General features: G+C 57.7%; 24 protein-coding genes and 1 pseudogene. 18 read left to right on the top strand and 7 right to left on the bottom strand.

Annotated elements, in window-relative coordinates; genetic code table 11:
- The first annotated feature begins 4 nt into the window (after window positions 1–4).
- Window positions 5–640, top strand: coding sequence for a nucleotidyltransferase family protein (locus AC3IX4_RS12040; protein WP_489260737.1), 636 nt, complete (start codon window positions 5–7; stop codon window positions 638–640).
- Window positions 641–959: 319 nt separating this feature from the next.
- A complete protein-coding gene (locus tag AC3IX4_RS12045; RefSeq protein ID WP_489260738.1) occupies window positions 960–2225 on the top strand; it encodes an OprD family porin in 1266 nt (421 codons plus the stop codon).
- 264 nt (window positions 2226–2489) lie between these two features.
- Here AC3IX4_RS12045 and AC3IX4_RS12050 read toward each other — a convergent pair whose 3' ends face one another.
- Complete coding sequence (locus AC3IX4_RS12050; RefSeq protein WP_489260739.1) at window positions 2490–3368, bottom strand: LysR family transcriptional regulator; 879 nt, start codon at window positions 3366–3368, stop codon at window positions 2490–2492.
- Window positions 3369–3577: 209 nt separating this feature from the next.
- Here AC3IX4_RS12050 and AC3IX4_RS12055 point away from each other — a divergent pair, with 209 nt between their 5' ends.
- The 7 genes and pseudogenes from AC3IX4_RS12055 to AC3IX4_RS12085 form a co-directional block, all read left to right on the top strand.
- The gene (locus AC3IX4_RS12055) at window positions 3578–4003 is read left to right on the top strand and encodes a VOC family protein (RefSeq protein WP_489260740.1); all 426 of its coding nucleotides are present in this window, start codon (window positions 3578–3580) and stop codon (window positions 4001–4003) included.
- 114 nt (window positions 4004–4117) lie between these two features.
- Window positions 4118–5377 (top strand): cation:dicarboxylate symporter family transporter, encoded by a 1260-nt coding sequence (locus AC3IX4_RS12060; RefSeq protein ID WP_489260741.1) that lies wholly within the window; start codon window positions 4118–4120, stop codon window positions 5375–5377.
- Between the two features lie 110 nt (window positions 5378–5487).
- Complete coding sequence (locus tag AC3IX4_RS12065) at window positions 5488–6069, top strand: TetR/AcrR family transcriptional regulator (protein WP_489260742.1); 582 nt, start codon at window positions 5488–5490, stop codon at window positions 6067–6069.
- 56 nt (window positions 6070–6125) lie between these two features.
- Window positions 6126–7229, top strand: coding sequence for an alkene reductase (locus AC3IX4_RS12070; RefSeq protein ID WP_489260743.1), 1104 nt, complete (start codon window positions 6126–6128; stop codon window positions 7227–7229).
- Between the two features lie 74 nt (window positions 7230–7303).
- Window positions 7304–8047 carry an SDR family oxidoreductase gene (locus AC3IX4_RS12075; protein ID WP_489260744.1) on the top strand — a complete coding sequence of 248 codons (744 nt, stop codon included), beginning with the start codon at window positions 7304–7306 and terminating at the stop codon, window positions 8045–8047.
- A 72-nt stretch (window positions 8048–8119) separates the two neighbouring features.
- Window positions 8120–8500, top strand: coding sequence for a nuclear transport factor 2 family protein (locus tag AC3IX4_RS12080; RefSeq protein WP_489260745.1), 381 nt, complete (start codon window positions 8120–8122; stop codon window positions 8498–8500).
- 59 nt (window positions 8501–8559) lie between these two features.
- A pseudogene (locus tag AC3IX4_RS12085) lies at window positions 8560–8655 on the top strand (nuclear transport factor 2 family protein); the annotation flags it as partial.
- Window positions 8656–9447: 792 nt separating this feature from the next.
- On the opposite strand, the gene AC3IX4_RS12090 reads toward AC3IX4_RS12085, so the two are convergent.
- Window positions 9448–10362 (bottom strand): LysR family transcriptional regulator, encoded by a 915-nt coding sequence (locus AC3IX4_RS12090; protein ID WP_489260746.1) that lies wholly within the window; start codon window positions 10360–10362, stop codon window positions 9448–9450.
- Between the two features lie 209 nt (window positions 10363–10571).
- On the opposite strand from AC3IX4_RS12090, the gene AC3IX4_RS12095 reads away from it, so the two are divergent.
- The 6 genes from AC3IX4_RS12095 to pgm all read left to right on the top strand — a co-directional run bounded on the left by AC3IX4_RS12095 (window position 10572) and on the right by pgm (window position 20738).
- Window positions 10572–11597, top strand: coding sequence for a zinc-dependent alcohol dehydrogenase family protein (locus tag AC3IX4_RS12095; RefSeq protein WP_489260747.1), 1026 nt, complete (start codon window positions 10572–10574; stop codon window positions 11595–11597).
- Between the two features lie 517 nt (window positions 11598–12114).
- Window positions 12115–13560, top strand: a complete 1446-nt coding sequence (locus AC3IX4_RS12100; protein WP_489260748.1) for a hypothetical protein — start codon at window positions 12115–12117, stop codon at window positions 13558–13560.
- Complete coding sequence (locus AC3IX4_RS12105; protein ID WP_489261275.1) at window positions 13561–14961, top strand: aminotransferase-like domain-containing protein; 1401 nt, start codon at window positions 13561–13563, stop codon at window positions 14959–14961.
- Between the two features lie 144 nt (window positions 14962–15105).
- The gene (locus tag AC3IX4_RS12110; protein ID WP_489260749.1) at window positions 15106–16758 is read left to right on the top strand and encodes a VRR-NUC domain-containing protein; all 1653 of its coding nucleotides are present in this window, start codon (window positions 15106–15108) and stop codon (window positions 16756–16758) included.
- Window positions 16755–19007 (top strand): helicase C-terminal domain-containing protein, encoded by a 2253-nt coding sequence (locus AC3IX4_RS12115; protein ID WP_489260750.1) that lies wholly within the window; start codon window positions 16755–16757, stop codon window positions 19005–19007. The genes AC3IX4_RS12110 and AC3IX4_RS12115 overlap by 4 nt, the downstream gene beginning before the upstream one ends.
- A gap of 90 nt (window positions 19008–19097) precedes the next feature.
- Entirely contained in the window at window positions 19098–20738 is a 1641-nt protein-coding gene (gene pgm / locus AC3IX4_RS12120; RefSeq protein WP_489260751.1) for a phosphoglucomutase (alpha-D-glucose-1,6-bisphosphate-dependent), read from the top strand.
- A 216-nt stretch (window positions 20739–20954) separates the two neighbouring features.
- Here the strand turns inward: pgm and mapR are convergent, their stop codons facing one another.
- The 3 genes from mapR to AC3IX4_RS12135 form a co-directional block, all read right to left on the bottom strand.
- Complete coding sequence (gene mapR / locus AC3IX4_RS12125) at window positions 20955–22364, bottom strand: GntR family transcriptional regulator MpaR (protein WP_489260752.1); 1410 nt, start codon at window positions 22362–22364, stop codon at window positions 20955–20957.
- A 38-nt stretch (window positions 22365–22402) separates the two neighbouring features.
- Window positions 22403–23812: a cytochrome c oxidase accessory protein CcoG gene (ccoG, locus tag AC3IX4_RS12130; protein WP_489260753.1), complete on the bottom strand. Its 1410-nt coding sequence runs from the start codon at window positions 23810–23812 to the stop codon at window positions 22403–22405.
- 91 nt (window positions 23813–23903) lie between these two features.
- Window positions 23904–24110, bottom strand: a complete 207-nt coding sequence (locus tag AC3IX4_RS12135) for a DUF3203 family protein (RefSeq protein WP_489261276.1) — start codon at window positions 24108–24110, stop codon at window positions 23904–23906.
- A 19-nt stretch (window positions 24111–24129) separates the two neighbouring features.
- Here AC3IX4_RS12135 and AC3IX4_RS12140 point away from each other — a divergent pair, with 19 nt between their 5' ends.
- The gene (locus tag AC3IX4_RS12140) at window positions 24130–24636 is read left to right on the top strand and encodes an MgtC/SapB family protein (RefSeq protein WP_489260754.1); all 507 of its coding nucleotides are present in this window, start codon (window positions 24130–24132) and stop codon (window positions 24634–24636) included.
- A gap of 258 nt (window positions 24637–24894) precedes the next feature.
- Window positions 24895–25299: a TraR/DksA family transcriptional regulator gene (locus AC3IX4_RS12145; RefSeq protein WP_489260755.1), complete on the top strand. Its 405-nt coding sequence runs from the start codon at window positions 24895–24897 to the stop codon at window positions 25297–25299.
- Between the two features lie 174 nt (window positions 25300–25473).
- Here AC3IX4_RS12145 and AC3IX4_RS12150 read toward each other — a convergent pair whose 3' ends face one another.
- Together AC3IX4_RS12150 and AC3IX4_RS12155 are read right to left on the bottom strand one after the other, a co-directional pair.
- Window positions 25474–25707, bottom strand: coding sequence for a DUF2789 domain-containing protein (locus tag AC3IX4_RS12150; RefSeq protein WP_489260756.1), 234 nt, complete (start codon window positions 25705–25707; stop codon window positions 25474–25476).
- 83 nt (window positions 25708–25790) lie between these two features.
- Complete coding sequence (locus tag AC3IX4_RS12155) at window positions 25791–26039, bottom strand: hypothetical protein (RefSeq protein WP_489260757.1); 249 nt, start codon at window positions 26037–26039, stop codon at window positions 25791–25793.
- A 326-nt stretch (window positions 26040–26365) separates the two neighbouring features.
- Here AC3IX4_RS12155 and AC3IX4_RS12160 point away from each other — a divergent pair, with 326 nt between their 5' ends.
- Window positions 26366–26833: a hypothetical protein gene (locus AC3IX4_RS12160; RefSeq protein ID WP_489260758.1), complete on the top strand. Its 468-nt coding sequence runs from the start codon at window positions 26366–26368 to the stop codon at window positions 26831–26833.
- Window positions 26834–26863: the final 30 nt, after the last annotated feature.

Raw genomic sequence — 26863 nt, forward strand, 5'->3', positions numbered from 1 at the left:
GGCCATGAGCATTCAAGTGCAGTCTGCGGCCAATAAATCCCTGGTTCACTCCGTGGCAGGGTTAGTGCTTGCTGCTGGCGTCAGTCAACGCTTTGGCAGCGATAAGCGCCAAGCGTCTGTGAGTGAAGGTAAAAAGCTTCTGCCGGCTAGCCTGGCTGTTCCCTGCGCAGTTCTGAGCGAGGTGTTCGTGGTACTGCGTGCTGACGATGATCCAGACAGGCTGAACCTGCCGGCAAAGGTTCAGCGGGTACACAGCAAACAATCGGCTCTGGGTATGGGGCACAGTCTGGCGAGTGGTATTCAGTGGCTACTGGAACACTCTCAGGCCGAGGCTGTTGCGGTCTTTCTTGGCGACATGCCATGGCTTCGGGAAACCAGTTTGCGCCACTTGCTCACCGAGGCCGGCGAGACGCAGATAGTGCTGCCGTTTTTCTGTGGAAATCGCGGCCACCCCGTCATATTTGGTCGTAAGTTCTGGCCTGAACTGGTTCAGCTACAGGGAGATAGCGGGGGGCGGGAGGTCATCAAGAGGCATCCCCAGTCGCAGCGGATCGTCGAGCTTGATGACATCGGTTTGGTATGTGATGTCGATACGCCGCAAGCGTTGCTCAACGTTACTGTTGGCTTAATGGGTACTTGAGGCTAGGCGCAGTCATCTTTGCTGGTACAGCGTAGCGGAGTGACTTTCGATTGGTGGCCTGTATCACGGACTTTCGCTCCGTTTATGGAGGCGAGGTGGAGCAGCGCTCCAGACGATAAATTGCGAAATTGAAGTACTTGTACATGGACTTGCGACGACTGGCCTAACAGCTGGGGCTGACGCTCGCACGCTTGTTAGCGGGTAAAACTTTTTAAGGAATTTAGTGAAGTCGAAAAAGTTATCTCGGCGACAGATGTGTGGGCATATCAATAGCAAAAAAACAGCAATAACAAAAACAATAGCGAGAGGAAGACCTTCTATGCGGTACGACTTGAAAACCGTTATCCATGTACTCTGCGCGGGTTCTGCCCTGGGCATTGCCGGATCCGCCACTGCCGCCTTTGTGGACGACAGCAAAGCCAGTCTTGATACGCGCAACTTTTATATGAACCGCGACTTCCGGCAGAACGGTGCGGCGCAGAGCAAAGCAGAGGAGTGGGCCCAGGGATTCACGTTGCGTTTTGAGTCCGGCTTTACAGAAGGCCCCATCGGCTTCGGCATTGATGCCAGCGGCCTACTCGGTATCAAGCTGGACTCCAGCTCTGATCGGGTCGGAACGGGTCTGCTCAAGAGTAACCGCGAGGCGCCCAAGCGCGCCAAGGATGAGTACGGTGAGGCTGGCCTAACGGCCAAACTGCGCGCCTCCAAAAGCACCCTCAAGCTCGGCACCCTTCAACCGGTACTGCCACCGTTGATGCGCAACGACTCGCGCTTGATGCCGCAAACCTTCCGGGGTGCCTGGGTCAACAGCAACGAGGTCGATGGCCTGAGCCTCGACCTTGGCCGTATTGATCGCGTCAACCAGCGTGACTCCTCGGACAACGAAGAGTTGACCGTATTCAATGCCGGCAAGCGAAACATCGTGCTGGGTCAGGCCAAGACCAGCAACGAGTTCCTGTTTGGCGGTGGTCGTTACCAATGGAATCCGGAGTTAGCCACCAGTTACTACTACGGTGGCCTGGACGGCATCTACAAGCAACACCTGGTAAACCTGGTGCACCAGCTGCCGCTGGGCCAGGGGCAGAGCCTGAAGTCCGACCTGCGGCTTGCCCATTCCAGCGGCGACGGTGGCAGTAACGTGGATAACGATGCCTTCGGCGCGCTGTTCACCTACAAGCTCGGCGGCCACGGCTTCAGTGCCGGTTACCAGCATCTAAGTGGCAACACCGGCTTCGCCAACGTAAACGGTGCCGATAACGCGCTGCTTAATTTGGTGCAGATCAACGACTTCGGTAATCAGGACGAACACTCCTGGCAGGTGCGTTATGACTACGATTTTGCCGCGCTAGGTGTGCCGGGACTGAATCTGATGACCCGTTACCTATCCGGTGACAACGTCGATCGCGGCCCAGGCTTGAGCGACGGTAAAACCTGGGAGCGAAACACCGACCTGGGCTATGTCATTCAAAGCGGCCCGCTGAAGAATCTCGGGTTGAAGCTGCGCAACGCCAGCACGCGCAGCAACTTTCTCAGCGACATGGACGAGAACCGCTTGATCGTCAGCTATAGCTTGGCGCTTTGGTAAAACCGTGTGCTTGCGCCCAGAGAATGTTTAACCATGCTCTGGTCGCGATCCTTACGTAACGTGAGAGGCAATGCCTCAGCTTGGTGAAATTGACAGTCATCCTACGCAGCAGGGAACGGACCGACGTCAACGCTTTTGAGACAACGTCAGCACTTCACCGCAGCCCCGATACGAGCTCCCAACAGTAGATCTGTCGTAAGCGCGCCATAAACCTCACGTTTTAAAGGTGGGGATCTATGGCTATTTCAGGACTAAACATTGGTTTCATTTAGAGCCGGTCTTTACCTGGTCACTAATAAGTTGGGCCAGTATCCGCACCGGTTCGGTAAAGCTTTGCCGAGCCCGATGTACGAGCCCAATATCACGGTGGAAGGTGTGCTGTCCGAGGTCGAGCGCTCGTACACCTGTTGGCCATTCCTGGAGGGGTGCTGTCTGCGGCACCAACGCCACACCAACGCCATTTTCCACTAGCTTGATGATGGCCTCCAGTTCATCCAGCTCGCAAACCTCACGCAAGGTGAAATGCATCTGCCGCAGGAAGCGATCCACCTGCCTACCCCCGAAGGATGATCGGTCGTACCGAATGAACGCTTGGCTGGAAAGTAGTTCTGACCAATCTTCTCCCGGAACTTCGCGCGGAACGATCAGTCGGTAGGGCTCAAGCGCCAAAGTCGTCCAACGCAGATCGCTTTGAAGCGAAAAGGGCGGGCGAATGATTGCCGCCATGTCTATTTCGCCGGCATCGACGAGGTTGACCAACTCCATTGATAGACCGGGGATTACACGGGTGCGGCATTGCGGGCATTGTTGGTGAAACTTGGCTAGCGCGTCCGGTAGATAGGAGCGCTGCACGGAAGCGATAGCACCGATGTTCACCAGGACGCTCGCAGGAAGTCCGACCGTGGTGGAACCCAGATTGTCGTAAAGCCGAAGCAGTTCTTGCGCTTGCAGGAGTATTTGGTGGCCCAGCCTGTTGAGGTGGGCTGAGCGTCCCTTCCTGTCGAATATCTCAAAGCCGAGTTCGGCCTCCAGACGTTGTATCTGGGCGCTCACGGCTGCCTGGGTGAGGCCGATTTTATTCCCGGCAGCGGCAAACGTACCTTCCCGAGCAACGGCGATGAGTGTCTTGAGTTCTTTGATCATTCACAAATATTAATTGTGTTTTTAATAAAAATATATTGATTTTTTTGTTTGGTTTGCCGCTCTACGATGTGCCCATCCCCCGGCAACTGCCTGAACCAATACGCCGATGTCGGTGGGGCGCCTGACCCTGAAACGTCGCGCGATACTAGTGATCGGCACTTATGCGCTGCTTCGTCCCCACAAACAAAAATACAGTCATTGGAGTTCTGATGAGCCTCTCGCCTTTCCACCTAGCAATCCCTGTTTACAACCTCGCTGGAGCACGCACATTTTATGGTGAGGTTTTTGGACTGGAAGAAGGTCGTTCCAGTACCCAGTGGGTCGACTTCGACTTTTACGGCCATCAGTTGGTTATTCATGAACATCCCAAGACCGCTTCCCAGGAGAGTGTTCATAGCAACCCGGTAGACGGACACGATGTACCTGTTCCTCACTTCGGCATCATCTTGGGCTGGGACCAATGGGAGGCATTGGCCGAACGCTTGAAGTCCTTTGGCACTGAGTTTGTGATTGAACCGTACATTCGTTTCAAAGGGCAGGTTGGCGAGCAAGCAACTATGTTTCTGTTCGACCCTTGCGGTAATGCGCTTGAATTCAAGGCCTTCAAGGATATGAGCCAGCTCTTCTCAAAATAACAAAGATACTTGGCACAACATTGTTGTGCCATTTGATTTTAAGTGAGCTGGAAGCTCATGACTCTAGCAACTGCCATGTAACGCAGTCCTTTCATTTCAACAAGAAGGCTAGACATGAAAAGTATTCCCTTGGTGTGGCAAATTATTGCCGGGCTTTTGCTTGGCGTGCTCGTCGGTTGGTACTTCAATACTCATCCGCAGTATCAATCGTGGGTCAGTGCTGAAATCCTGAAACCACTCGGCGATATCTTCATCAAGATGATGAAGATGGTTGTTGTTCCGATTGTGTTCTGTTGCATGATTCTCGGCATCGCAGGAGGCGGAGATAGCAAGTCCTTTGGCCGTATGGGCGTAAAGTCGTTGACTTACTTCTTTGCGATTACGGGGCTGGCCATTGTTATGGGGTTGTGTTTCGCGAATATTTTCGAGCCCGGAACGGGCACTGATATTTCCGGTATTTCGCACAGCACTGCGTCGATCACCATGGAGCCCTCCAAGGGCGCCCTCGTCGTCTTGCAGAACATCGTCCCTGACAACGTCTTTGTGGCGATGTCGGAAGCGAAGCTACTGTCGGTACTGTTCTTCGCTGTTCTGTTCGGCATGGCATTGAACTCCCTTCCTAGAGAGAAAAGCGCGCCCGTAGTCGCGGTAGTTCAGGGCATTTCTGATGCGATGTTCAAAGTCGTCTCGATCGTCATGGCTTACGCGCCAATAGGCGTATTTGGCATGATCGGCGCTACCGTCGCGACCTTTGGCTTTGCCTCGCTATTGCCCTTGCTCAAGCTGATTGGTGTGGTCTACCTGGCACTGATTGTCTTTGCGTTGGTGGTACTCGGCGGTATTTGCTATCTGATCGGCGAGAACATTTTCAAGCTGATCAAGTATTTCCGAAATGAGCTGATTCTTGCGTTCTCGAGTGCCGCATCGGCAGCAGTTATGCCACAGTTGATGAGCAAGCTGGAGAGCTATGGCGTTCCGCGCCGCATCGTCAGTTTTGTGGTGCCGGTGGGTTATGCATTCAATCTGGATGGTGCGTCGATTTTCCTTGGCGTCGCTACGATTTTTGTCGCTCAACTCTATGGTATCGACCTGTCGCTATCTCAGCAGATTCTGCTGGTGGTCACGATGGTGCTCACTTCAAAAGGTGCTGCCGGGGTACCCGGTTTTGCCATCATTATTCTCTCTGCGACGTTGGCGTCTGCGGGTCTTCCATTGGAGGGGGTAGCGCTTATCGCGGGGATCTTCAGGATTATCGATAGCGGAACAACCACGCTGAACGTGCTGGGTAATGCCATCGCACCCTTGGTAATCGCCAAGTGGGAGAGGGCGGCCCTTGAGCCTTCACGAGCCAATCCGGTAGCGCAAAAAGCATAGCAATCCACGAGGAGGTGTTCGGCAGGAAACGCTGGCGGTGTGGTCGGTTCATCAGGTGTCGGCACGAGGGTCTAGACGACCGGTCTAGTTTTGTATAGGCTGCCTTCCTTATGAAGAAACCTATCCAAGACATGCGACAGCACATCATTGATGTTGCGAAGTCGCTGATGACCCATAAAGGCTACACCGCTGTCGGTCTACTTGAAGTGCTGAAGACGGCAGGCGTACCCAAAGGCTCGTTTTATCACTACTTCCGCTCTAAAGAGGAATTCGGCCAGGCCCTGCTGGAAGAATACTTTCAGGAGTACATCGGTCGTGTCGACATAGTGATGGCTGCGCAAGGAACCGGAGCCGAGCGGCTTTTGGGCTATTTGAGTTACTGGGCGAAGACGCAAGCTTTCGATCATCCCGAGGAGAAATGCCTGGTGGTGAAGCTCGGTGCTGAGGTCTGCGACTTGTCGGAAGACATGCGCACAGTGCTGGAGGAGGGCACCGCGCTGATTATCCAGCGGATCACCCGGTGCGTGGAGCAGGGCATGGCTGATGGGTCTATCGCATCGATTCAGGATGCGGCGACACTGGCCGAATCGTTATACCAGTTATGGCTTGGTGCATCGCTGTTGGTCAAAGTCAGGAATACGACGGCCCCTTTTGAAACCGCCATGATCACGAGTAAACGCCTGCTGGTATAGAGGCTTTTTTTTAATCACGAAACTAGACGACCGGTCTACTTAATGAGATTTTTATCATGATTGATTACTCGCTCGACTCAGATCTTTTCTCGCCCATGCGCATGGGCGCCCTACAACTGGCCAACCGAATTGTCATGGCTCCAGTGACCCGCAGCCGGATGGCAGAGGACGGCGTACCGAATGAACTGCACGCTACTTACTACGCTCAGCGCGCCGGCGCGGGCTTGATCATTGCCGAGGCGACAAACATTTCGGCTCAGGGGCGTGGCTACGCAATGACGCCGGGGATCTGGTCGGAAGAACAGGTGGCCGGCTGGAAAAAAGTCACCGACGCGGTGCACACGGCAGGCGGCAAAATCGTCAGCCAGCTATGGCACGTGGGCCGCTTTTCCAGCGTCGAGTTACAGCCGAACGGCGAGGTGCCGGTGGCTCCCTCGGCAATCAAGGCCGAAGGTACCACCTACACCAACAATGGCATGGTCGAAGTGTCCATGCCTCGGGCGCTTGAGACTTCAGAGATCCCGGGGATCATCGAGCAGTACAGGCATGCGGCAGAAAATGCCAAGCGAGCCGGTTTTGATGGTGTGGAAGTCCATTCTGCCAACAGCTATCTGCTCGACCAGTTCTTGCGTGATTCCACCAACCAGCGCACTGACCAGTACGGCGGCTCCATCGAGAACCGGACGCGGCTGACGCTTGAAGTCACCGAAGCAGTGGTCGCGATCTGGGGCAGTAACCGGGTCGGTATCCGTCTTTCGCCGGTGACACCTGACGCAGGCAATACCCCCCCTGACAGCAACGTCATGGCAACCTATGGCTACCTGATTCAGCAGCTCAACAAGTTCAACCTGGCCTATCTGCACTTCGTCGAAGGCGCCACCGCCACCTCTCGTACCGTTCCCGAAGGTGTAGATCTGGACGCGCTGAGTGCGCAGTTCGATGGACCGTTCATTGGCAACAACAACTATGACCTGGATATGGCGCTGGAGCGCCGGGCGCAAGGGCGGATTGATGCCGTGGCGTTTGGCCGCTTATTCATTGCCAACCCAGACCTCGTAGAGCGCTTGCGTCGTGGTGCCGAGCTGACTATCGCTCCGCGCGAGAGTTACTACGGCGGAGGCTCCAAGGGCTACACCGATTGGCCAAATGCAAACTACTGAGTTGTGCCCTTGCGTCAGTTAGGCGCAGGGAGGCTCCGTCGCGAAAGCATTTCACCGCACAAGAGGTAATGAGCATGAATTATCTGCAAAACAAGGTTGCCATTGTGACTGGCGCATCTTCCGGCATTGGCGCGGCCACTACTCGTGCACTCGCCGCACAGGGAGTCCGCGTGGTCGCGGCAGCACTCGATCAGAAAGGGCTGGAAGCGTTTGTTGCAGAACTGCGTGAGTCAGGCAGCGACGTGGTTGCTTTCACTGCAGACGTTACCCATCTGGATCAAACCAAAGCATTGACGAAGTTTGCAAACGACACCTACGGCGCTGTGGACATCTTGGTCAACAACGCCGGTCTGATGCTCTTTTCCAACTGGGTCGATCTGGCTGTGCAAGATTGGGAAAAGATGATCGATGTGAACATCAAGGGCTATCTCAACGCCACGGCTGCGGTACTGCCGTTCATGCTGGAACAGAAATCCGGGCAGATTCTCAACATGGACTCTGTGGCAGGTCACCAGGTGGGGCCTGCGGCGGGTGTCTACAGCGCTACCAAGTTTTTCGTCCAGGCCATGACCGAGTCGATGCGAAAGGAGTTGGGCGTGCAGCATGGCATCCGCGTCAACACCGTCAGTCCTGGCGTCATCAATACCGGCTGGGCGGACAAAGTCAGCGATCCTGAGGGACGCAAGGCTGCTCAGGAGCTCAACCGGATTGCCATTGCTCCTGAGGATATCGCCCGCGCCGTTATTTACGCGCTCAACCAGCCAGGAAACGTCACCGTCAACGATCTGATCATCTCGCCGACTCGCCAGGATTGGTGATCATCTGTTGGCCATGCTGCGCCCATCCAAACATGATGGGGCATCGGAAAATTTTTTAATCAGGAGTCCATCATGAGCAATCCAACTTACGTCCAGGAATACAACGCAATCGTCGACGTGCTTAGCCAATACAACGACGGTGGTGCAAACGCTGACAGCGCTTTGATGAAGCCCGCGTTCAACGAGCAGGCCACCATATTTGGCGTTGACGGCGACAAGCTTGTCGGCGGCGCGATCCAGAATCTGTATGACGTCATCGACAACTCGTTCCGCCCATCCCCCGAAGCTAAAGCCGCGGTCGTTCGCATCGACATCGTGGGCACTGCCGCTAGTGCTCGGGTCGATACCGACAACATTTCGGGATTTCGCTTCACCGACTTCTTCAACCTGCTTAAGGTAGAAGGCAAGTGGACGATAGTCAGCAAAATTTACCACACTCACCCGAGCGCTTGATCCCTCGATCGCCGCTGGCGAGGTGTGCTGTACCTCGCCTTCAATGAAAGGAGAGAACCATGTCAAAGAACATCAAGGCACTACCAACCTCCGAGTACAACGCTGTCATCGCCACTGCCGATCAGTACGTTGAAGGGCTGCTGCAGGTGGGATCTGGGCGGAGGTGATGCGTGACGCAGCAGCCGTCTGGCACCGGTCAGCGTCGAGACGGCGCAGGAGATGATCAACGAGGTCAGGACTCTCAAAACCGTGACAGGGCTGCGTGGCTGAAAGTCGCTGGAGTATCAACCGTTGGTCGCCAAGCCATGCCCAAACCAGGGTATGGGCCAAAGTATGGGCTGGGATTTTTCTCGGACACGCAGAAACGAAAAGCCCTTGGATTTTATTCGTTTATGAGGTGTTCCGTTCCAGTCGTACCTTTGGAACAGCCCATTCACCGAATGACCGTTCCCTGTGGACGATCGCGCCCGAATTTTCCATGGTGATTATTCAGTGGAAACCGGTAGCAGCAACGCTCAATACCTAGGAAGACGCTGATTAATTCAAAATCGCGTAATTGCCACCCTTATAAATCAAGGCTTCCAGGGCACCTTGGTTGCGAAAAATTGAATTAATCAGCGCCTCCCTAGGCAGCTCGCATGCTGAGGGTACATATAGAGGTAGAAAAATTTCGAACTTGAAATTTTTCTTTATTTTCAACGACAAATAGAAGGGTTCGATTCCGGCTTCGTACAATGGCGTACTTGCAATAGGGGATCATTGGCATATGCATTCTATCGATCCTGGCTACGCGATTGCTTTGGACGAATGTGAATACCGCCGGTCAAAATCCCCCAATTATGCCCCCAGGTGTGTCGGAATTCAGTGGAATGCAACGGACGGCTATGGGCTTATTTATCGATAACATGCTGTTTTTAAGTTGTTTTTTGGATGTCAGTGGAACTGTGTCAAAGACTATCCGGATCCCCAAAAAACATCTGAATCCTCGACCGCAGCCACCGTTCCCCCGGGTCATTGTCCTGCGACCCACGCCAGGCCATATGCAGTTCGAACGACTGTGTCTCAATCGGCAGTTCTTCGGCACGCACCCCGCCGGCCGCGGTCAGCGCATCGGCGGTGTAGTCGGGCACGGTCGCTACGATATCGGTGCCGCTGAGCAGGGTGCTCAAGCCATTGAACTGCGGCACGGCAAGCACCACATGGCGCTTGCGGCCTATTTTCTCCAGTTCCGAGTCGATAAAGCCGCTCAAGTCGCCCGCAAAAGACACCAGTGCATGGGGGCGGGCGCAGAAGTCGTCCAGGCTCAACGGGCCGGGCATGGTGTCGGCGCGCAGCAGCTTGGGTTTGCTGCGGCGCAGGACTTTGCGCTTGGCATTGGCGGGAAGATCGCTGGTGTAGCTGACACCGACGGAAATTTCACCGGAAGCCAGCAGTGCAGGCATCAGGATGTAATTGACCCGCCGCACCACCAGTACCACACCCGGCGCTTCGGCGCGTACACGCTTGAGCAGCAACGGTAGCAGGGCGAATTCGACGTCATCGGAGAGGCCCAGGCGGAACACGGCGTTGCTGGTGGCCGGGTCGAATTCGGCGGCCCGACTCACGGCGGTCGAGATCGAGTCCAGGGCCGGGGAGAGCAGGGCGAAGATCTCCACGGCCCGAGCCGAGGGCTCCATGCTGCGCCCGGTGCGCACGAACAAGGGGTCGTCGAATAGGCCACGAAGGCGCGACAGCGCGGCGCTGATGGCCGGTTGGCCGAGGAACAGCTTTTCGGCGGCCCGTGTGACACTGCGCTCATGCATCAGCGTCTCGAACACGATCAGCAGGTTCAGGTCTACGCGACGCAGGTCATTGCGGTTCATCGGTTCGCTTCACCGGTTCAAAGAAGGCTCGGCGTGAATCTTAAGGGCAAAGGCTGGTACGCTGCACCGCATAAATGGTGTTTTGCCAGAAGGTTCGCAATCGTGTGGCATCAATGGCAAGCATGGTAACTATTAATAGCCGCTGATGGCCTATCCGGCAAAGCCCGGATAAAGTTCAGGGTATAGAGGTTCAACAGACGAGGTTCGCGATGTCCCGCTCGATCCGTTTTCACAAGTTTGGTCCGGCCGAGGTGCTCAAGTGCGAAGAGCTTGTGCCCGCGTTGCCTGCACCGGGTGAAGTGCAGGTGCGCGTGGAGGCGATCGGTGTGAGCTGGTACGACGTGCTCTGGCGGCAGAACCTGGCGCCTTCGCAGGCGCGCTTGCCGTCGGGTATCGGGCATGAAATGGCGGGCGTCATCCTGGCAGTGGGCGAGGGTATCGATGATCTGGCCGTTGGCGACAAGGTGGCCAGCTTCCCGGCAGCCAGTCCCAATGAGTACCCGACTTATGGCGAAGTGGTGGTGTTGCCGCGCAATGCCGTGACTCGCTACCCGGACATACTGAGCCCGGTCGAAGCCAGTGTGCATTACACGCCGCTGTTGATGGCCTACTTTGCCTATGTCGAGTTGGCGCGGGCCAAGCCGGGTCAGTTCGCGCTGGTGACCGACGCCAGCCACTGCGCGGGGCCGGCTTTTGTTCAATTGGGCAAGGCGCTGGGGCTAAAAGTCATTGCCGCGACCAAGCGTGCCGATGAGCGCGAGTATCTGCTGTCGCTGGGCGCCGAAAAGGTGATTGTGACCGAGGAGCAGGATTTGCTCATGCAGGTCAACAAATACACCGATAACCGGGGCGTCAGTATGGTCCTCGATGGCCTCGGCGGCCCACAGATGTCGATGATGGGCGATGTGCTGGCGCCGCGTGGCAGCCTGGTGCTGTATGGCTTGCAGGGCGGCAACCAGACACCTTTCCCGGCCTGCGCTGCGTTCCAGAAGAACATTCAGTTCTTCGTCCATTGCCTGGGCAATTTCACCGGCAAGCCGGAACTGGGCATTACTCAGGACCAGATGGCCTTGCAAAAAGCGCTGCGCGACATCAACCAGATGACCGCCGACCGGGTCTTGCTACCCCAGATCACCCGTGTGTTTGCGTTCGAAGATTTTGTCGAAGCCCATCGCTACATGGATGAGTGCCCGTGCCGAGGCCGGGTCGCACTGCAGATCAACGTACCTCAATGAGTTTCCCTCCGGGCGTTTGTTGCTTCAAGCGCCCCTGTGCATGATCCCCTTCGTTTTAACTTCTTGATACATGTCCTACAGAAACTTACCTAAGAGTTTTAGGAAGTTTCCCATTGAAAAAGCACCCATATAAACACGGCTGTCGAATTACACTGCAGATGTTGAAGTGTTCGGCTGTCGTGCCGTTCAAGTGGGTTCGAATATTCAGTGCTCTGTCTTGGTTTTTTCCTGAATTCTGTATCTTTTAATCGGTTCGCAACGGCCGATAATAGCTCGCCCATGCATGACTCAAGGAACGGTGAATGCTCGATTATCAACAGCTTATGCGTATGACTGTGGGGGCTGGGTCGCTGGACGATTGGCTTGTCGATGTTTCGTACCCTGTGATGCTGTAGGAGTTTGTTGGAAGTTTCCTAGGACTACGTAATCAATTAGGTGGCAAACGGAACTGTCATCGCGCTTTTTGGTTGCTATCGAACTTCAGGTAAATGTTATGAGCGCATTACACGATCAAGCCATGAGCTCTGTCTTTCAACAGGTATTACGGCGCCTGCATGGCTATCTTTCTCGAACCCAGCGTGCGGCACTGCAGTTATTGATTAATCGTTTACTGGTGATGAGCGGTGGCAATGAGCACATCGGCGAGTTTCGCATATTGCTCAACCATGGCGGCGGCAAGGACAGTTCCCTGGCTCTGGCGTTGTTGCGTGCCGCTCAATTGAGTATCGCCCAACGAGCGCCGGCCACTTTTCGTCTGCGCGTGGTCACCAGTCGCCACCCGGGAATGGCACCGGCGGTGATGCACAATATCCATCGTGGCTACTCGGCATTGTTTCTTTACGATGACCCGCGTGTGGAGCTGCTGGTGCTCGACAATCATCAGCTTCAACCCTTCGACCCCATGGCGATGCGCGAGCCTGAGGGGCAGCCTTGGCAGCGCACGGATGTGCTGATGACTGGCCATCTGACTGTTGGCGACTCTCGGGCGATGTTTTGCAACAGCTGTTACCTGTCCAGGGCACGTGCCATGCGACGAGCCTTGGTGCAGGACGGTCAGGTCGACCTGGTCGCAGACTTCGACCTCCACCAGGAGCACTATCGCTACCTGGCCTGGGCACGGCACCTGGTGGGAGGACGGAAGGGGCTGGTTGGGCGATCGCTGCTGGACGCGCTGGATATCGTCAGTGATCGCTATTACCGACAATCGCAAGGCAGCCAGCACAGCGGTCCGCCGCAGGATCTGCCGATCAATGTGCCAATGCCGGATCGTCTGAGCCTGCACGAACTGATCCGGGCTCAGGATCAAGGCCAGAGTCGCCTGCTGCTTGAGTTCCTGGGTTTTCGTTACGACGACCTGTCGTTTGGCTTCAGTGAGTCGGACTGCGCCAACCCTCTGCTCATGGCCCATTTGCGCGGCTTGCGCTCGGAGTATGTCCTGGGGGGCAGCTATCGAGAAGGCGTTGATCAATACCTGCAATTGGCCGAGACGATGATGCGTCGCAAGCGCATGCCCGCCGTGCTGATAAAGGCCGTGCTGGCCACTTACAGAGGTCAGGAGCGTCTTGAAGCGCGTCGCCTGGCGGCAACCCAGTTTGCCCAGAGCGCTTTTGGGCTGTCTGAAGCACAGCTGGTCTGCCTGTTGTTTTCTCCGTTTATCAACCGAGGGGCTGGGCTTGAGGCGTTCTTGCGCCAAAACCACCCCGGCATGCTGGTCGCCATGCCCTATATGCATCGTGCGCTCCAGGGCAGCCACGCGCCTGAACCGGTTGCCCAATGGCTGGTGGGCGTCAGTGGATTGTCGATGGCAAACCTCAAGCGGCTGTACAGCATGGGACTGGGTGAATTGGACGCCAACACACTATTGATCGCCCGCGCGCGCGAGGCCGACCCGGACTGGGCGATCATCCGTGTGCATGATTCGCTCAGCGGCACATGGGAAGGCGAGCGAGCTTGGGGGCGCTGACTGATGAGTAGCCGTAAAACCAGATTTGCCTATCAGGTGGTCTATGAGTATCTGCTCGGGCTGATAGCCCATGTGCCAGCTGGGTCTTCGGTCAGGCTACCGTCACTGCGCCACTTGGCAACGCATCTGAATATCTCCATTTCGACCATCCAGACCGCCTATGCCATGCTTGAAAACGAAGGCCGTGTCTACTCGGTGCCCAAATCTGGCTACTACGTCTGTGAGCAGCCTGAACCCCAAGGTGCCGAGCAAGAGCACGACCTTCTTCACACCATGCACCTGCAGGCCAATCGTCCGAATATGCTGGTGTTGAGCCGGGTCGATCCCAGCGCCCTGATCTCTCTGGAAAGCCCGTTGCTAGTGGTCGAACGCGAGCTGATACGCCAGTACCCTCGCAAACCGGGCGATGCTCGCCAGCCCATTGGCGACCTGGAGCTGCGGACGGTGTTGGCGGCACGCTATACCCATTCGGCAGGGCGCCATTGGAGTGCCGACGATGTCTACATCGGCGCGGATGTGCGCGCCGTGCTGGAAATACTCTGTGCCGCGCTGGAGCTGGCGGGCAGCACGGTGTTGGTCGCCTCGCCCTGTTCCTGGCTGATCCTGCAGACCTTGCAGTCGGCAGGGCTGCGGGTGATTGAAATGCCGCTGTGCAGCGCCGGTCGTCTGGATCTGGAAGCATTCGGCCAGCTCTTGAGCAATGAGCCGGTCGCCTTGGTTCTGTTGTGTTCGCGAGTCAGTCACCCGCAAGGCAGCCTGATGCCCGAGGCAGATCACCGGGTCATCGCCGAGTTGTTGGCCCAGCATGGCGTCTGGCTGCTGGAAAACGATCTGGACGGCGAATTCTGCTTTGCTGAACAGCCAGGCGTACGGCTGCGAGAACTGGTCGACCCAGACCGGTTGCTGGTGTTTTCTTCGCTGGAAAAAATCATTGGGCCTGAAGCGCCCTATGGCTTTCTGCTGTCCCGGCACTTTCGCTCCCAGCTGCAACGCCAGTTTCTTCAGCGCTCTTTTCGCTTGCCGCCCATTCGCCAGCGAGCGGTTGCCCGGTTGTTCCGCAAGAAGCAGGTAGACCAGCATTTGCATCAATTGCGATCAACCTTGCAGATACGCCTGGATGACTTCGGTCGGCAGGTACAAGAGCATGCCGGGGAATACTTGCGTTTCAGCCCGCCACAGGGCGGTGCTGCCTTATGGGCACGCGTGGTTCATCCAACCGATTCGCATCGGCTGTTCGACCGTTTGCTGCAGCACAAAATTGTCGTCGCACCGGGGGAGATCTTCAGCCTGCAGGGCTGGCACCACCAATACCTGCGCCTGGGATGTCCGGTCGATGAACGCCAGGACCTAAGCCCCGCACTCAAGAACCTGATGGAGGTGCTGCGCCAGGAGCGCTTGTAGGAGCAAGGCTTGCCTGCGATGGCGTCGCCGCGATTGTCAGGCAACCCGCAGCAACGCCATCGCAGGCCACCCGTCCAGCCCAGTTGCGATGATACTGCTCTGTATGTATAACCAGTATCTCGCTAGCCAATTTCCCCAAACACCGTGACCACAAACCCATTAGAAGACCCGTTCTACTACCTGCACAATTTCCAGCGCGTGCTCGACTGGCTGACGCAGCGCTATGACGATGTGCTGGACGACGAGGAACGCAGCTTTATCGAGGGATTGCAGCACACCGAAAAACGCTCGCAAGCACTGCTGGTGCGAATGGTCATGCGCAAAGGGCCACTGTATCGGGCCAGCAAGCTTTGTTATGAGGAGATCGGTGATACCCGCCAGGCGATGCAGCCGTTGCTGGAGCGGGGGTGGGTCGATCAGCACAGCCCGCTGCAGATCAGCCAGGTAGGCGATGTGTTACTCAAGGCTGAACTGCTGGCCTGCTTCGCCCCTCAGATTGCCAACCCACGGTTGAGCAAGGCTGAATGCGTTGAAGCGCTGGTGAGCGCATTCAGCGGTAGCAAACCGTTCGAGCAGTGGTGCCCACAGATTGATGATCAGGTCTACAGCCTGCCTGTACGCTTGCTGTGTGACCGCTTGCGGCTACTGTTTTTCGGCAACTTGCGCCAAGACTGGTCCGAGTTCGTGCTAGCCGACCTTGGCTTGTTGCGCTATGAGTCAGTCGAATTCAGCGCCGACTCCCGCGCGTTGCGCAGCCGTGCCGATATCCAGACCTATGAGCAACTGTATGCCTGCCAGTTGGCGTTCGAGGCCGGCACGCCGGTCATCGAGCTGTTGCACAGTCTCCCGGCAAAGGTGCTGGATAATCCCTGGTTGGAAAGCCGCCGTGGGCGCTTGCTGTATCGCCTGGCTTATCAGTGTGAACGGCTGGCGGATTGGCCGCAGGCTTTGGCGCTGTACGGCGATTGCGCTCACCCCGAAGCGCGAGTGCGGCAGGTTCGAGTGCTGGAGCGTTGCGAACATTTCACTCAGGCATTGGCACTTGCCGAGCAGGCCCAGGGCGCGCCAGTCAACGCTGCTGAAAGCCAGCAGTTGTCACGGATCGTGCCACGCCTGCGGCGAAAGTTGGGCTTACCCATCACCAAAGCCACTCGCGCTCCTGTGGTACAGCGCCTTGATCTGCAATTGCCCCTGGACGGCGCGTTGCAAAGCGTCGAGCACAAGGTTTTGCTGCACCTGAGCGAAGACCAGGCACCGGTTCATTATGTGGAAAATACCCTGATCAATTCATTGTTCGGCTTGTTGTGTTGGCCAGCGATTTTTGCGCCGGTGCCGGGGGCATTCTTCCACCCGTTCCAAAGCGGGCCTGCCGATTTGCTGCAGGGCGAATTTCGCCAGCGGCGAGCCGAGCTGTTTGCTCGCTGCCTGGGCCATCTTGACGATGAGCGCTACAAACACACGATTCGCCAGCACTACCAGAGCAAGTACGGCTTGCAGTCGCCATTCGTGTATTGGGACGGTCTGGATGAGGTTGTCCTTGAGCAGGCACTCGAATGCCTGCCGGCTGAGCACCTCAAGCGCTGGTTCGAACGCTTGCTCGAAGATATCCAGGCTAATCGCAGCGGCATGCCGGACCTGATCCAGTTCTGGCCGCAGGAAAAGCGCTACCGCATGATCGAAGTCAAGGGCCCCGGTGATCGCTTGCAGGACAACCAATTGCGTTGGCTGGCGTTTTGCGCCCAGCACCAGATGCCCGTCACGGTGTGCTACGTGCAGTGGGCGGAGCAGGGCGCATGAGTTACAGCGTGGCGGTGCGTGCTCTTTGTGAGTTCACCGCCAAGGTCGGCGACCTGGACTTGCGCTTTACGCCTTCACCGACGGCCCTTGAGGGCATCGCTGGCCATCAGCGTGTCACGGCCCGACGCGATCCCGGGTATCGCAGTGAAGTCCCGCTTAGCGGCACTTACCGGCAGTTGCAGGTGCGTGGCCGCGCCGATGGCTACGACCCGAGCCGCAATCGCCTGGAAGAAATCAAGACCTACCGGGGCGACCTCAGCGCCCAGCCGGACAACCAACGACAATTGCACTGGGCCCAGGTCCAGGTCTACGGCTGGCTGCTGTGTCAGGAACTGGGTCTGGAACAGCTCAATTTGGCGCTGGTGTATTGGGATGTGGACCATGACCGCGAAACCCTGATCGAACGTTCGTGCAGTGCGCAGCAGTTGCAAGACTACTTCAACGGCCAATGCGAGTGCTTTCTGGCGTGGGCTGAACAGGAGCTTGAGCGCGTCGCTGTACGCAACGGCGGCCTGCAAGCCCTGAGCTTTCCCTACGGCAGTTTTCGCAGCGGCCAGCGCGAGCTGGCCGAAACCGTCTACAAGGCGCTGAGCACCGGCCGTTGCCTGATGGCCCAAGCCACCACGGGCATTGGCAAGACCCTGGCGACCCTGTTTCCGGTACTCAAGGGCATGGTCGGGCAACAGCTGGACAAGGTGTTCTACCTGACCGCCAAGACACCCGGCCGCGCGCTGGCGCTGGAGGCGGTTCAGAAAATGCTTGGGGTTGCCCCCGCGTTGGCGCTGCGCACACTCGAGCTGGTCGCCCGCGACAAGGCGTGCGAGCACCCGGATAAAAGCTGCCACGGTGAGTCCTGCCCCCTGGCCAAAGGTTTCTATGACCGCTTGCCGGCCGCCCGCGCTGCGGCTGCGCAAGTGCAGGTGCTGGACCAGCCAACGCTGCGCGAAATCGCCTTGGCCCATGAAGTGTGCCCCTATTATCTGAGCCAGGAGATGACCCGCTGGGCGGATGTGGTGGTGGCCGACTACAACTATTACTTCGATCAGAGTGCCTTGCTGTTTGCCTTGGCCCAGCTCAATCAGTGGCGAGTGAGCGTGCTGGTGGATGAGGCGCACAACCTGGTCGAGCGCGCACGTGCCATGTACAGCGCAAGCCTCGATCAGCGCAGTTTGCAGGCATTGCGCAAGGCGCCACCGGCCAGCCTCAAGAGCCCCCTGAAGCGCCTGAACCTCGAGTGGAATGCGCTGCACAAGGATCAAGCGAGGCCGTATCAAGCCTACCCGGCGCTGCCAGATCGCTTCATCCAGGCGCTGGGGCGGTGCACCTCGGCAATGGGCGAGTTGATGAATCAGCAGCCACTGACCTTCGACAGTCAGTTGCTGGAGTTCTACTTCAAAGCCCTCCAGTTTGGTCGCGTGGCCGAGGTGTTCGATGAAGGTTTCGTGTTCGATATTGCCAAGCGCCAAATCAGCCCCAAGCGGGCTGTCTCTACGCTCAACGTGCGTAATGCGGTCCCGGCGCCCCTGTTGGCACCGCGTCTGAAGGCGGCGCGTAGTGTCACGCTGTTTTCCGCAACCCTGAGCCCTCGGCATTACTACAGCGACCTGTTGGGACTGCCGGAGGACACGGCCTGGATCGATGTGCAATCACCGTTTCATCCCGATCAGTTGCAGGTAAAAATCGTTCGCGAGATCTCTACGCGCTATTCGCATCGGCAGGCCTCACTGGAGCCGATCGTCGAGTTGATCGCCGAGCAATACCGTGACCAACCCGGTAACTACCTGGCCTTTTTCAGTAGCTTCGACTATCTGGAGCAGGTGGCCACACTGCTGCGCGAGCGCCATGGTGCGGTACCGCAATGGCAGCAGTCCAGGCATATGGATGAAGCCCAGCGCCAGGCATTTTTGCAACGCTTCACCGCCGACGGCCAAGGCATCGGGTTTGCCGTACTCGGAGGCGCCTTTGGCGAGGGAGTGGACTTGCCGGGATCGCGGCTGATCGGTGCGTTCATCGCAACCCTGGGCTTGCCCCAACTCAACCCTGTCAATGAGCAGCTCAAACAGCGCATGGGCAAACGCTTTGGCAACGGCTATGACTACACCTATCTGTACCCCGGTGTGCAGAAGGTAGTGCAAGCGGCGGGCAGGGTAATCCGCGGCCCGGGCGACCGGGGCATGGTGATGCTGATCGATGATCGCTTTGCCCAGGCGCAGGTGCAGCAGTTGTTTCCCCGTTGGTGGCGGATCTGACCGATTTTTCGTGTGCCCGGATCGAAGGCTTCGCCTAACGGTCCAACTGCCAGTAAACTGCGCCTTTCGCCCATTTCTTTGAGGTAATGCATGAAGCTCAGTCCTTTGGCGGGTAAACTTGCGCCAGCATCGACGCTGGTCGATATCCCACGGCTGCTGACGGCCTACTACACCGGCCGCCCGGATGCCGCCATCGCTACCCAGCGCGTGGCCTTCGGCACTTCTGGCCATCGCGGCGTCGCATTCGACTTGAGTTTCAACGAGCCTCATGTCCTGGCGATCAGCCAGGCGATCTGCCTTTACCGCGAGGCCAAGGGCATCAATGGCCCGCTGTTTGTCGGTATCGATACCCACGCCTTGTCGACCCCGGCCGGCGCCAGTGCCCTGGAAGTACTGGCCGCCAACGGCGTCGAGGTGATGATCGCCGAAAACGATGAGTACACCCCAACGCCAGCAGTGTCCCACGCGATTCTCTGCTACAACCGTGGCCGCACTCAGGGCCTGGCGGACGGCATCGTCATTACCCCTTCGCACAACCCGCCACAAAGCGGCGGTTACAAGTACAACCCACCCAATGGCGGCCCGGCCGACAGCGACGTGACCAAGTGGATCGAGGCCAAGGCCAACGAATTGCTGGCCGACGGCCTCAAAGGCATCAAGCGCATGCCATACGAGCAGGCGCTCAAGGCGGCCACCACCCATCGTCACGACTACCTTAATACCTATGTGGCAGACCTGCGCAATGTGATCGACATGGACGCGATCCGTGCGGGCGGTCTGCGCCTAGGTGTCGACCCGCTGGGCGGAGCCGGTGTGCGCTACTGGTCGGCGATTGCCGATCACTACAAGTTGAATCTGGAAGTGGTCAACACCGAGGTCGACCCCACTTTCCGTTTCATGTGCGTGGATTGGGACGGCCAGATCCGCATGGACCCGTCCTCGCCTTACGCCATGCAAGGCCTGATCGGCTTGAAGGATCGGTTCGATGTGGCGTTTGCCTGCGACCCTGACCACGACCGCCACGGCATCGTGACCCCCAGCGGTGGCCTGCTGGCGCCCAACAACTACCTGGCGGTCGCTATCGACTACCTGTTCAGCCATCGCACCCAATGGCGCTCTGATGCTGCCGTCGGCAAGACAGTTGTCAGCAGTGGCCTGATCGATCGCGTCACCGCGCGTCTGGGTCGTCGTCTGCATGAAGTACCGGTTGGCTTCAAATTCTTTGCCGACGGGCTGTTTGATGGCTCCCTGGGCTTTGGCGGTGAGGAGAGTGCGGGTGCCTCGTTCCTGCGCATCGATGGCAGTGTCTGGAGCACTGACAAGGATGGTTTGATCCCCTCGCTGCTGGCCGCTGAAATGACTGCGCGTACCGGTCAGGATCCGAACCAACGCTACCAGGCGCTGACCGCCGAATTGGGCGAACCCTTTGCCACTCGCGTCGAAGCCAAGGCCAACCCGCAGCAAAAAGCGCTGTTGAGCAAGCTGTCGCCGGAGCAGGTCAAGTCTACGGAACTGGCGGGTGAACCTATCGAGCAGATCCTCAGCCATGCACCGGGCAATGGCCAGGCTATTGGCGGGCTGAAGGTCATGACCGCCAACGGTTGGTTCGCGGCGCGTCCTTCGGGCACCGAAGATATCTACAAGATCTACGCCGAAAGTTTCGTCAATGACGCACACCTGCAGCGTCTGGTGGCGGAAGCCCAGGTGTTGGTGGATGCGGCGATCGCGTGATCTGACGCGCTGATCGCGGTACACCTGACAAACCGCGTCGTCTGCATCGCAGGCAAGCCTGGCTCCTACAGGGCCTTTGTAGGAGCCAGGCTTGCCTGCGATGCAGACGACGCGGTCTGTAGGAGCCGGGTTTACCGGAGTGCCGGACCACCGCGATACAAACGACGCGGTCTGTAGGAGCCAGGCTTGCCTGCGATGCAGACGACGCGGTCGCAGTCAAAAGGAACGCACAATCTTCCCCAGTGTCTCCATGGCCTTTTCAGAGTCTTGCGTCCACGGGCTGCCGTAGTTCAGGCGAATGCAGTTCTGGAACCTGCGCGTGGGGGAGAATATCGGCCCCGGCGCAATGCTGATGCCTTGGGCCAGCGCCAGGCGAAACAGCTTTAAAGAGTCAATCGACTCGGGCAACTCCAGCCACAGAAAATACCCTCCAGCCGGTTTGCTGACCCGCGTCTGCGCCGGAAAATAACGGCCAATGGCTGCCAGCATCGCGCTTTGCTGTTCTTCCAGGGCGTAACGCAACCGGCGCAAATGGCGATCATAACCGCCATGCTGCAAGTAATCGGCGATGGCGGCCTGAGCCGGCATCGAGGCGCACAGCGAGGTCATCAGCTTCAGCCGTTCAATCTTCTGCGCATAGCGCCCAGCCGCCACCCAACCGATTCGGTAGCCTGGGGCCAGGCTCTTGGCAAACGAGCCGCAGTGCATCACCAACCCCTCAGTATCAAAAGCCTTGGCCGGTTTCGGCGCTTGGGGCGAGTAGTACAACTCGGCGTACACGTCGTCTTCTATCAATGGCACCTGATGTTCGCGCAGCAGCTCGACCAACTGGCGTTTCTTGTCCTCAGGCATGCTGGCGCCGATCGGGTTCTGGAAGTTGGTCATGCACCAGACCACCTTGACCGGATGCCGGGCCAGGGTCTGGGCCAATGCTTCCAGGTCCATGCCTTCACGCGGGTGCATCGGTATTTCCACCGCCTTGAGCTTCAGGCGCTCAAGCACCTGCAGGCAGGCATAAAATGCAGGTGCCTCGATGGCCACCAGGTCGCCCGGCTCGGTGACCGCCTGCAGGCACAGGTTCAAGGCCTCCAGTGCGCCGTTGGTGATCAGCAGCTCTTCGATTGGCAGCATCAGCCCGCCGACCATATAGCGCAGGGCTATTTGCCGGCGCAGCTGCGGGTTGCCGGGCGACAGGTCGGTCACCACCATGCGCGGGTCCATGTCGCGGCTGGCGCTCGCCAATGAGCGAGCCAGGCGAGGCAGTGGAAACAGGGCAGGGCTGGGAAAGGCCGAACCGAAGGGGACTGTGGTGAGGTCCTTCATGGACTCCAGGATCGAAAAAACCAGCTCGCTGACATCCACCTCGGTGGATTCGTTAGGCGACTCCTCGAACTGCGGGTCGTTGAAAGGCAACGCCGGATTGGCATTGACGAAATAGCCCGAGCGCGGCCGGGCACGAATCAACCCGCGGCGCTCCAGCAGGTAATAGGCCTGGAACACCGTGGACGGGCTGACCCCGTGCGTCTGGCTGGCATAACGCACCGAAGGGACGCGCGCACCAGGGCCGAGCACTCCGGTGCGGATCAGTTCGGCAATATCGTCGGCGAATTTTTCGTAGCGTTTCATCATGGCTCGGTGTGCAGGTGTGGGGGCAGTGTAAGGGATCAGCGATTGATTGGCGCGACGAAGCGGCTCACCGCTTGGCTGCGTATGTGTGGCTGGTCACTCTCGACCACTTCAAAGCGGATCTCTTCAGAGCCGTGCTGCGGGCGTTCGGCAAGCATGGCCACCGACACCGGGAGGTCAGCGATCTCGCCAGCGGTCAGTTCGAGATGAGTCTTGCCGTGCAACACATAGCCATCGGCATTCACTAATCTGATGTCATAGCTTTGCGCTTGCTGCGTCTTGTTGATGACTTTCAGACTGTAGATGTTCTCGATTTGCCCCAGCGAATTCTCCCTGAACAGACCGCGGTCCTTGGTGACATCCAGCGATACCATCGAGCGTTGCTGTAAGGCCATCACCAACGCACCCACCATCAGGATCAGCACGGCGCTGTAGCCGATCAGCCGCGGCCGCAGCAGATGAGTGACGCCGCCTTGCAAGGTACGCTCAGACTTGTAGCCGATCAGCCCGCGTGGGTAGGCCATCTTGTCCATGATCGAATCGCAGGCGTCGATACAGGCGGCGCAACCGATGCACTCCATCTGCAAGCCATCGCGAATATCGATACCGGTAGGACAAACCTGCACGCACATCTGACAGTCGATGCAGTCGCCCAGGCCCTGGCTGGCGGGCGGCGTTTCGCGTTTGCGCGGGCCTCGGGTTTCACCTCGGCGCGGGTCGTAGGCGATGGTCAGGGTGTCCTTGTCGAACATCACACTCTGAAAGCGCGCATACGGGCACATGTGCATGCACACCGCTTCGCGCAGCCACCCGGCGTTGAGGTAGGTGGCGGCGGTAAAAAACAGCAGCCAGAACAGGCTGACACCGCTCAGCTGCAGGGAAAGCAGCTCCTGAGCGAGCGGCCGGATCGGAGTGAAATAGCCGACAAAGGTCAATGCCGTAACCAGGCTGATGGCCAGCCACAAGCTGTGCTTGGCCCCGCGGCGTAGCAGCTTGCCCAGGCTCAAGGGAGCAGCGGCCAGCTTGATGCGCTGGTTGCGCTCGCCCTCGGTGAATTTTTCGCACCACATGAACAGCCAGGTCCAGACACTTTGCGGGCAGGTGTAGCCGCACCAGACCCGGCCGGCAAACACGGTAACGGCGAATAACCCGAAGGCACAGATGATCAATAGGGCAGATAACAGGATGAAATCCTGGGGCCAGAAGGTGGCTCCGAAAATATGAAACTTGCTTTGCGCCAAGTCCCACAGCACCGCCTGGTGGTCGCCCCAGTCAAGCCAGGCCGTGCCGAAAAACAGCGCGAACAAGGCGCCTGCGAAGGTCACGCGCAGGGTGCGGAAAAAGCCTTTGAAACTACGGGTATGAATCTGTCGATCGCTGCTAGCGGCTTTTTTTCGTGGGGAAAACTCCGCTGGCTCTAGGATCTGGACGGGGATACGTTCGCTCATGTCTCGTCGCTCATCAGCCTCTATCAGGCCTGAGCACTATGGCGCCCCATCTGTTTGCATAACAGACTCAGCTGTGGCGATAAAAACCGTATCAGATGACCGAGCCGGGCTCGCTGCTCTTAATATGTTTGCGACCGTCCACGGCGCCTGCCACGGTCAGCGCATCGGCTTCATGTTCGGTAATTGGCACCCTTTGGCCCTGAAGTACAGCGACTGACATGTGCAGCGCCTCGTCAGTTTCGATCGTCACGGCGGTCGACGGCGCACTTGTGCCATGCCTCGTTGTCCATTGAACAATCGCCTGGGAGAACCTCGCTATGGACGCCTGGTGGCATGAGGTGTGGTTGACATTGGTGGCCGAGTTCGCGGATATCACCGACGCCAAGCAACTGACTCGCATCACGGTGCGGCTATTAATGGCTGCCCTGATGGGAGCGGTGCTGGGCTTTGAGCGCGAACTCAAGGGCAAGGCGGCCGGGGTGCGTACTCATATGCTGGTGGCCATGGGCGCGGCCTTGTTTGTGCTGGTACCACAGATGGCCGGGGCTGATGATGCGGCCTTGAGCCGGGTCGTGCAGGGAGTTGTGGCCGGTATTGGCTTTCTGGGTGCGGGGACCATTCTTAAGGGCCATGGTGATTCCACCAGCCATGTCAAAGGCCTGACTACCGCAGCGGGGCTGTGGATGACCGCCGCCATCGGCGTTTCGGCCGGCATGGGGCGCGAGGCCACCGCACTGCTGAGCACGCTGTTTGCGTTGGGGATCCTGGGGGTGATGCCGTTTCTGGTGGATCGTCTCGAAGGCAAGGACGAATCGGGTAAATAGCCACTATTGAGCCATGTTGCCTGGATTTTTTGCAATAAAAGCCCCTGTTTCCCCGTCTATTTCATTATTTAGGGGAAAACAGTGGATTTGTAGGACAAATTCGCTGTCTTTTCGGTTGCCCAGTGTCGAAGTCGGCCGTAGACTGCCGCCCCCTGTAAATTGAGTGCCGTATGGTGCTTGAAGAATTCCGCGCCTGACGACCCCGTCGCCCGGCGCACCCGATTCGCCTTTATGCACGTATTTTTTATAGAGAAATCAATGACCAAGGAAAAGTTGCTGGCGATGCCGGCTGATGACTACATGAATGCAGCGCAACTGGCGTTCTTCACCGAATTGCTCAATTCGATGAAAGGCGAAACCCAGGCGCGCATCGAGCAGAGCCGTGTAGCCATCGAAGGCCTGGACACGCCTGCCGATCCTGCCGACGCCGCCTCGGTTGAAGAAGAGCGCCACTGGTTGGTCAATGTGATCGACCGCGACCAGCGCCTGTTGCCACAATTGGAACAAGCCCTGGAGCGTATCCGTGAAGACTCCTTCGGCTGGTGTGATGACAGTGGTGAGCCGATTGGCCTCAAGCGCCTGCTGATCAGCCCCACCACCAAATATTGCATCGAGGCGCAGGAGCGTCACGAGCAGATCGACAAGCATCAGCGCCAGGCCTGATAGATGTCGCCAAAAGCCCCGGGGTTAACAACCCCGGGGCTTTTACATGCCTCATTCAGGACGTTTGGGTCGCCCCCCAATGTCGGTCAGCTAAGGCATTGTAGGAGCCGGCTTTAGCCGCGATGGCCACACCGCGGTGCATCAGGCAATCCGCGGTGCGTTCATCGCAGTCGCTCAATGAGGATGAAGCCGCTCGTTCAAATCATCCACGATCGGTGCCCAGTCATCATCGTCCAACAGTTTTTCCTTCAGAAAGGTTGCCTGTTGTGGCGTCCAGAATTCGGCGTCTGCAATATTTATGTCATCAGGCAAGGGATGGCTGCCGATAAAGGCATCCATGCTGCTGGGGTCTGAATCCAGGCCGAGTTGGTCGAACAAGGTGGTCAGCGTGATGTGTTGCAGGTCCATATCATCTCCAGGGCAGAGGGTTGCCAGCCTGTGCAAGAACGCCTACTGCATCTGAGGCCTATCGGGCGCAAGAGTTCGCCGGATCATGGCGAAGCTTCCAGGTTTCGAGCCAGTGCGCAGGCGTCGTCATGCCGGCGCCGGAAACCGCGCACGTGCCCCGTGGCGTGTTCAGTGATGTGGAAAAAGCCGACGCCAGCGGCAATCACTCGATAACGAGGGAAGCCGTTCTGGTGGTCGGGGATGGATAACCGGTAGAATGCGTCGTCCCGGCAGTCGCGAAAGTGTTCGGCATTGGTATTGGCCTCTCGACGGCTTTCAGTGTTTTCGTGCATATTCGTCCTTAGCGATGCTGTGTGTCTGAATGTAAGCGCCGTGCATCCCTGCATGGCGATGTCGTGACTGTCCGGTGTCTGCGGCATCTCCTGATCAGCTATCGCATTTTTTTCAGCGGGTTGATGTAGGAAAAGGTATTTCTGTGTAAGGATTTCTGCACAACGTCTGCTGCGCTCATTGGCTGGCCCGGAAAATCGCATTTTCCTTCAAGGCTTGACGCCTCTCTGTAGCGACTTTGTGTCATCACCTTACTACTCTCGATTTGTTTCGTATTCATGCAGCCCGTTGATGTGCGCGGGCTTTCAACGATGTTGAGGAATTTTCATTGGCAGTCAGTAGCTTGGATATGCATGCCCTGTTCGTTCTTGGGGATCTTAGGGCAAAGTTGGTCAAACAGTTCCAGTCGCGTTTTGTATATGTCACCGAACAAAGTGCCGAAGGTATTCGCATCATCCCGATCGATACCGAAGCTGCCCTGGTGGTAGACGACAAGCCGGGCTTGAAATTGAAAGTCGGCGATCACTTCAGCGCCGCCGTATTGCCCAGCCGTGAAGGGGGCAAGTTCGAAATCAAGTTGCACGACATCAAGCTGACGGTTTACGGCCTGGGCGAGTATGCCTTTGTCAGCACGTCTGAAGGGCAGGGCATTGTGTTCAAGGAAGGTCATACCGTGGTCATGGTGTTCGCCGCCCACGAGGAACTCCAGGAAGGCCTGAGCAAAACCCTGAAGGCCGCGACCGCCAAGGCCGCCAAATGGCGCAAGGGCGAATTGACGTTCAAGCCCAGCGAGTAACGCACTGCGATAAAGGTCAATCCGGGAACC

It is taken from the genome of Pseudomonas sp. KH_021 (genome assembly GCF_057838865.1).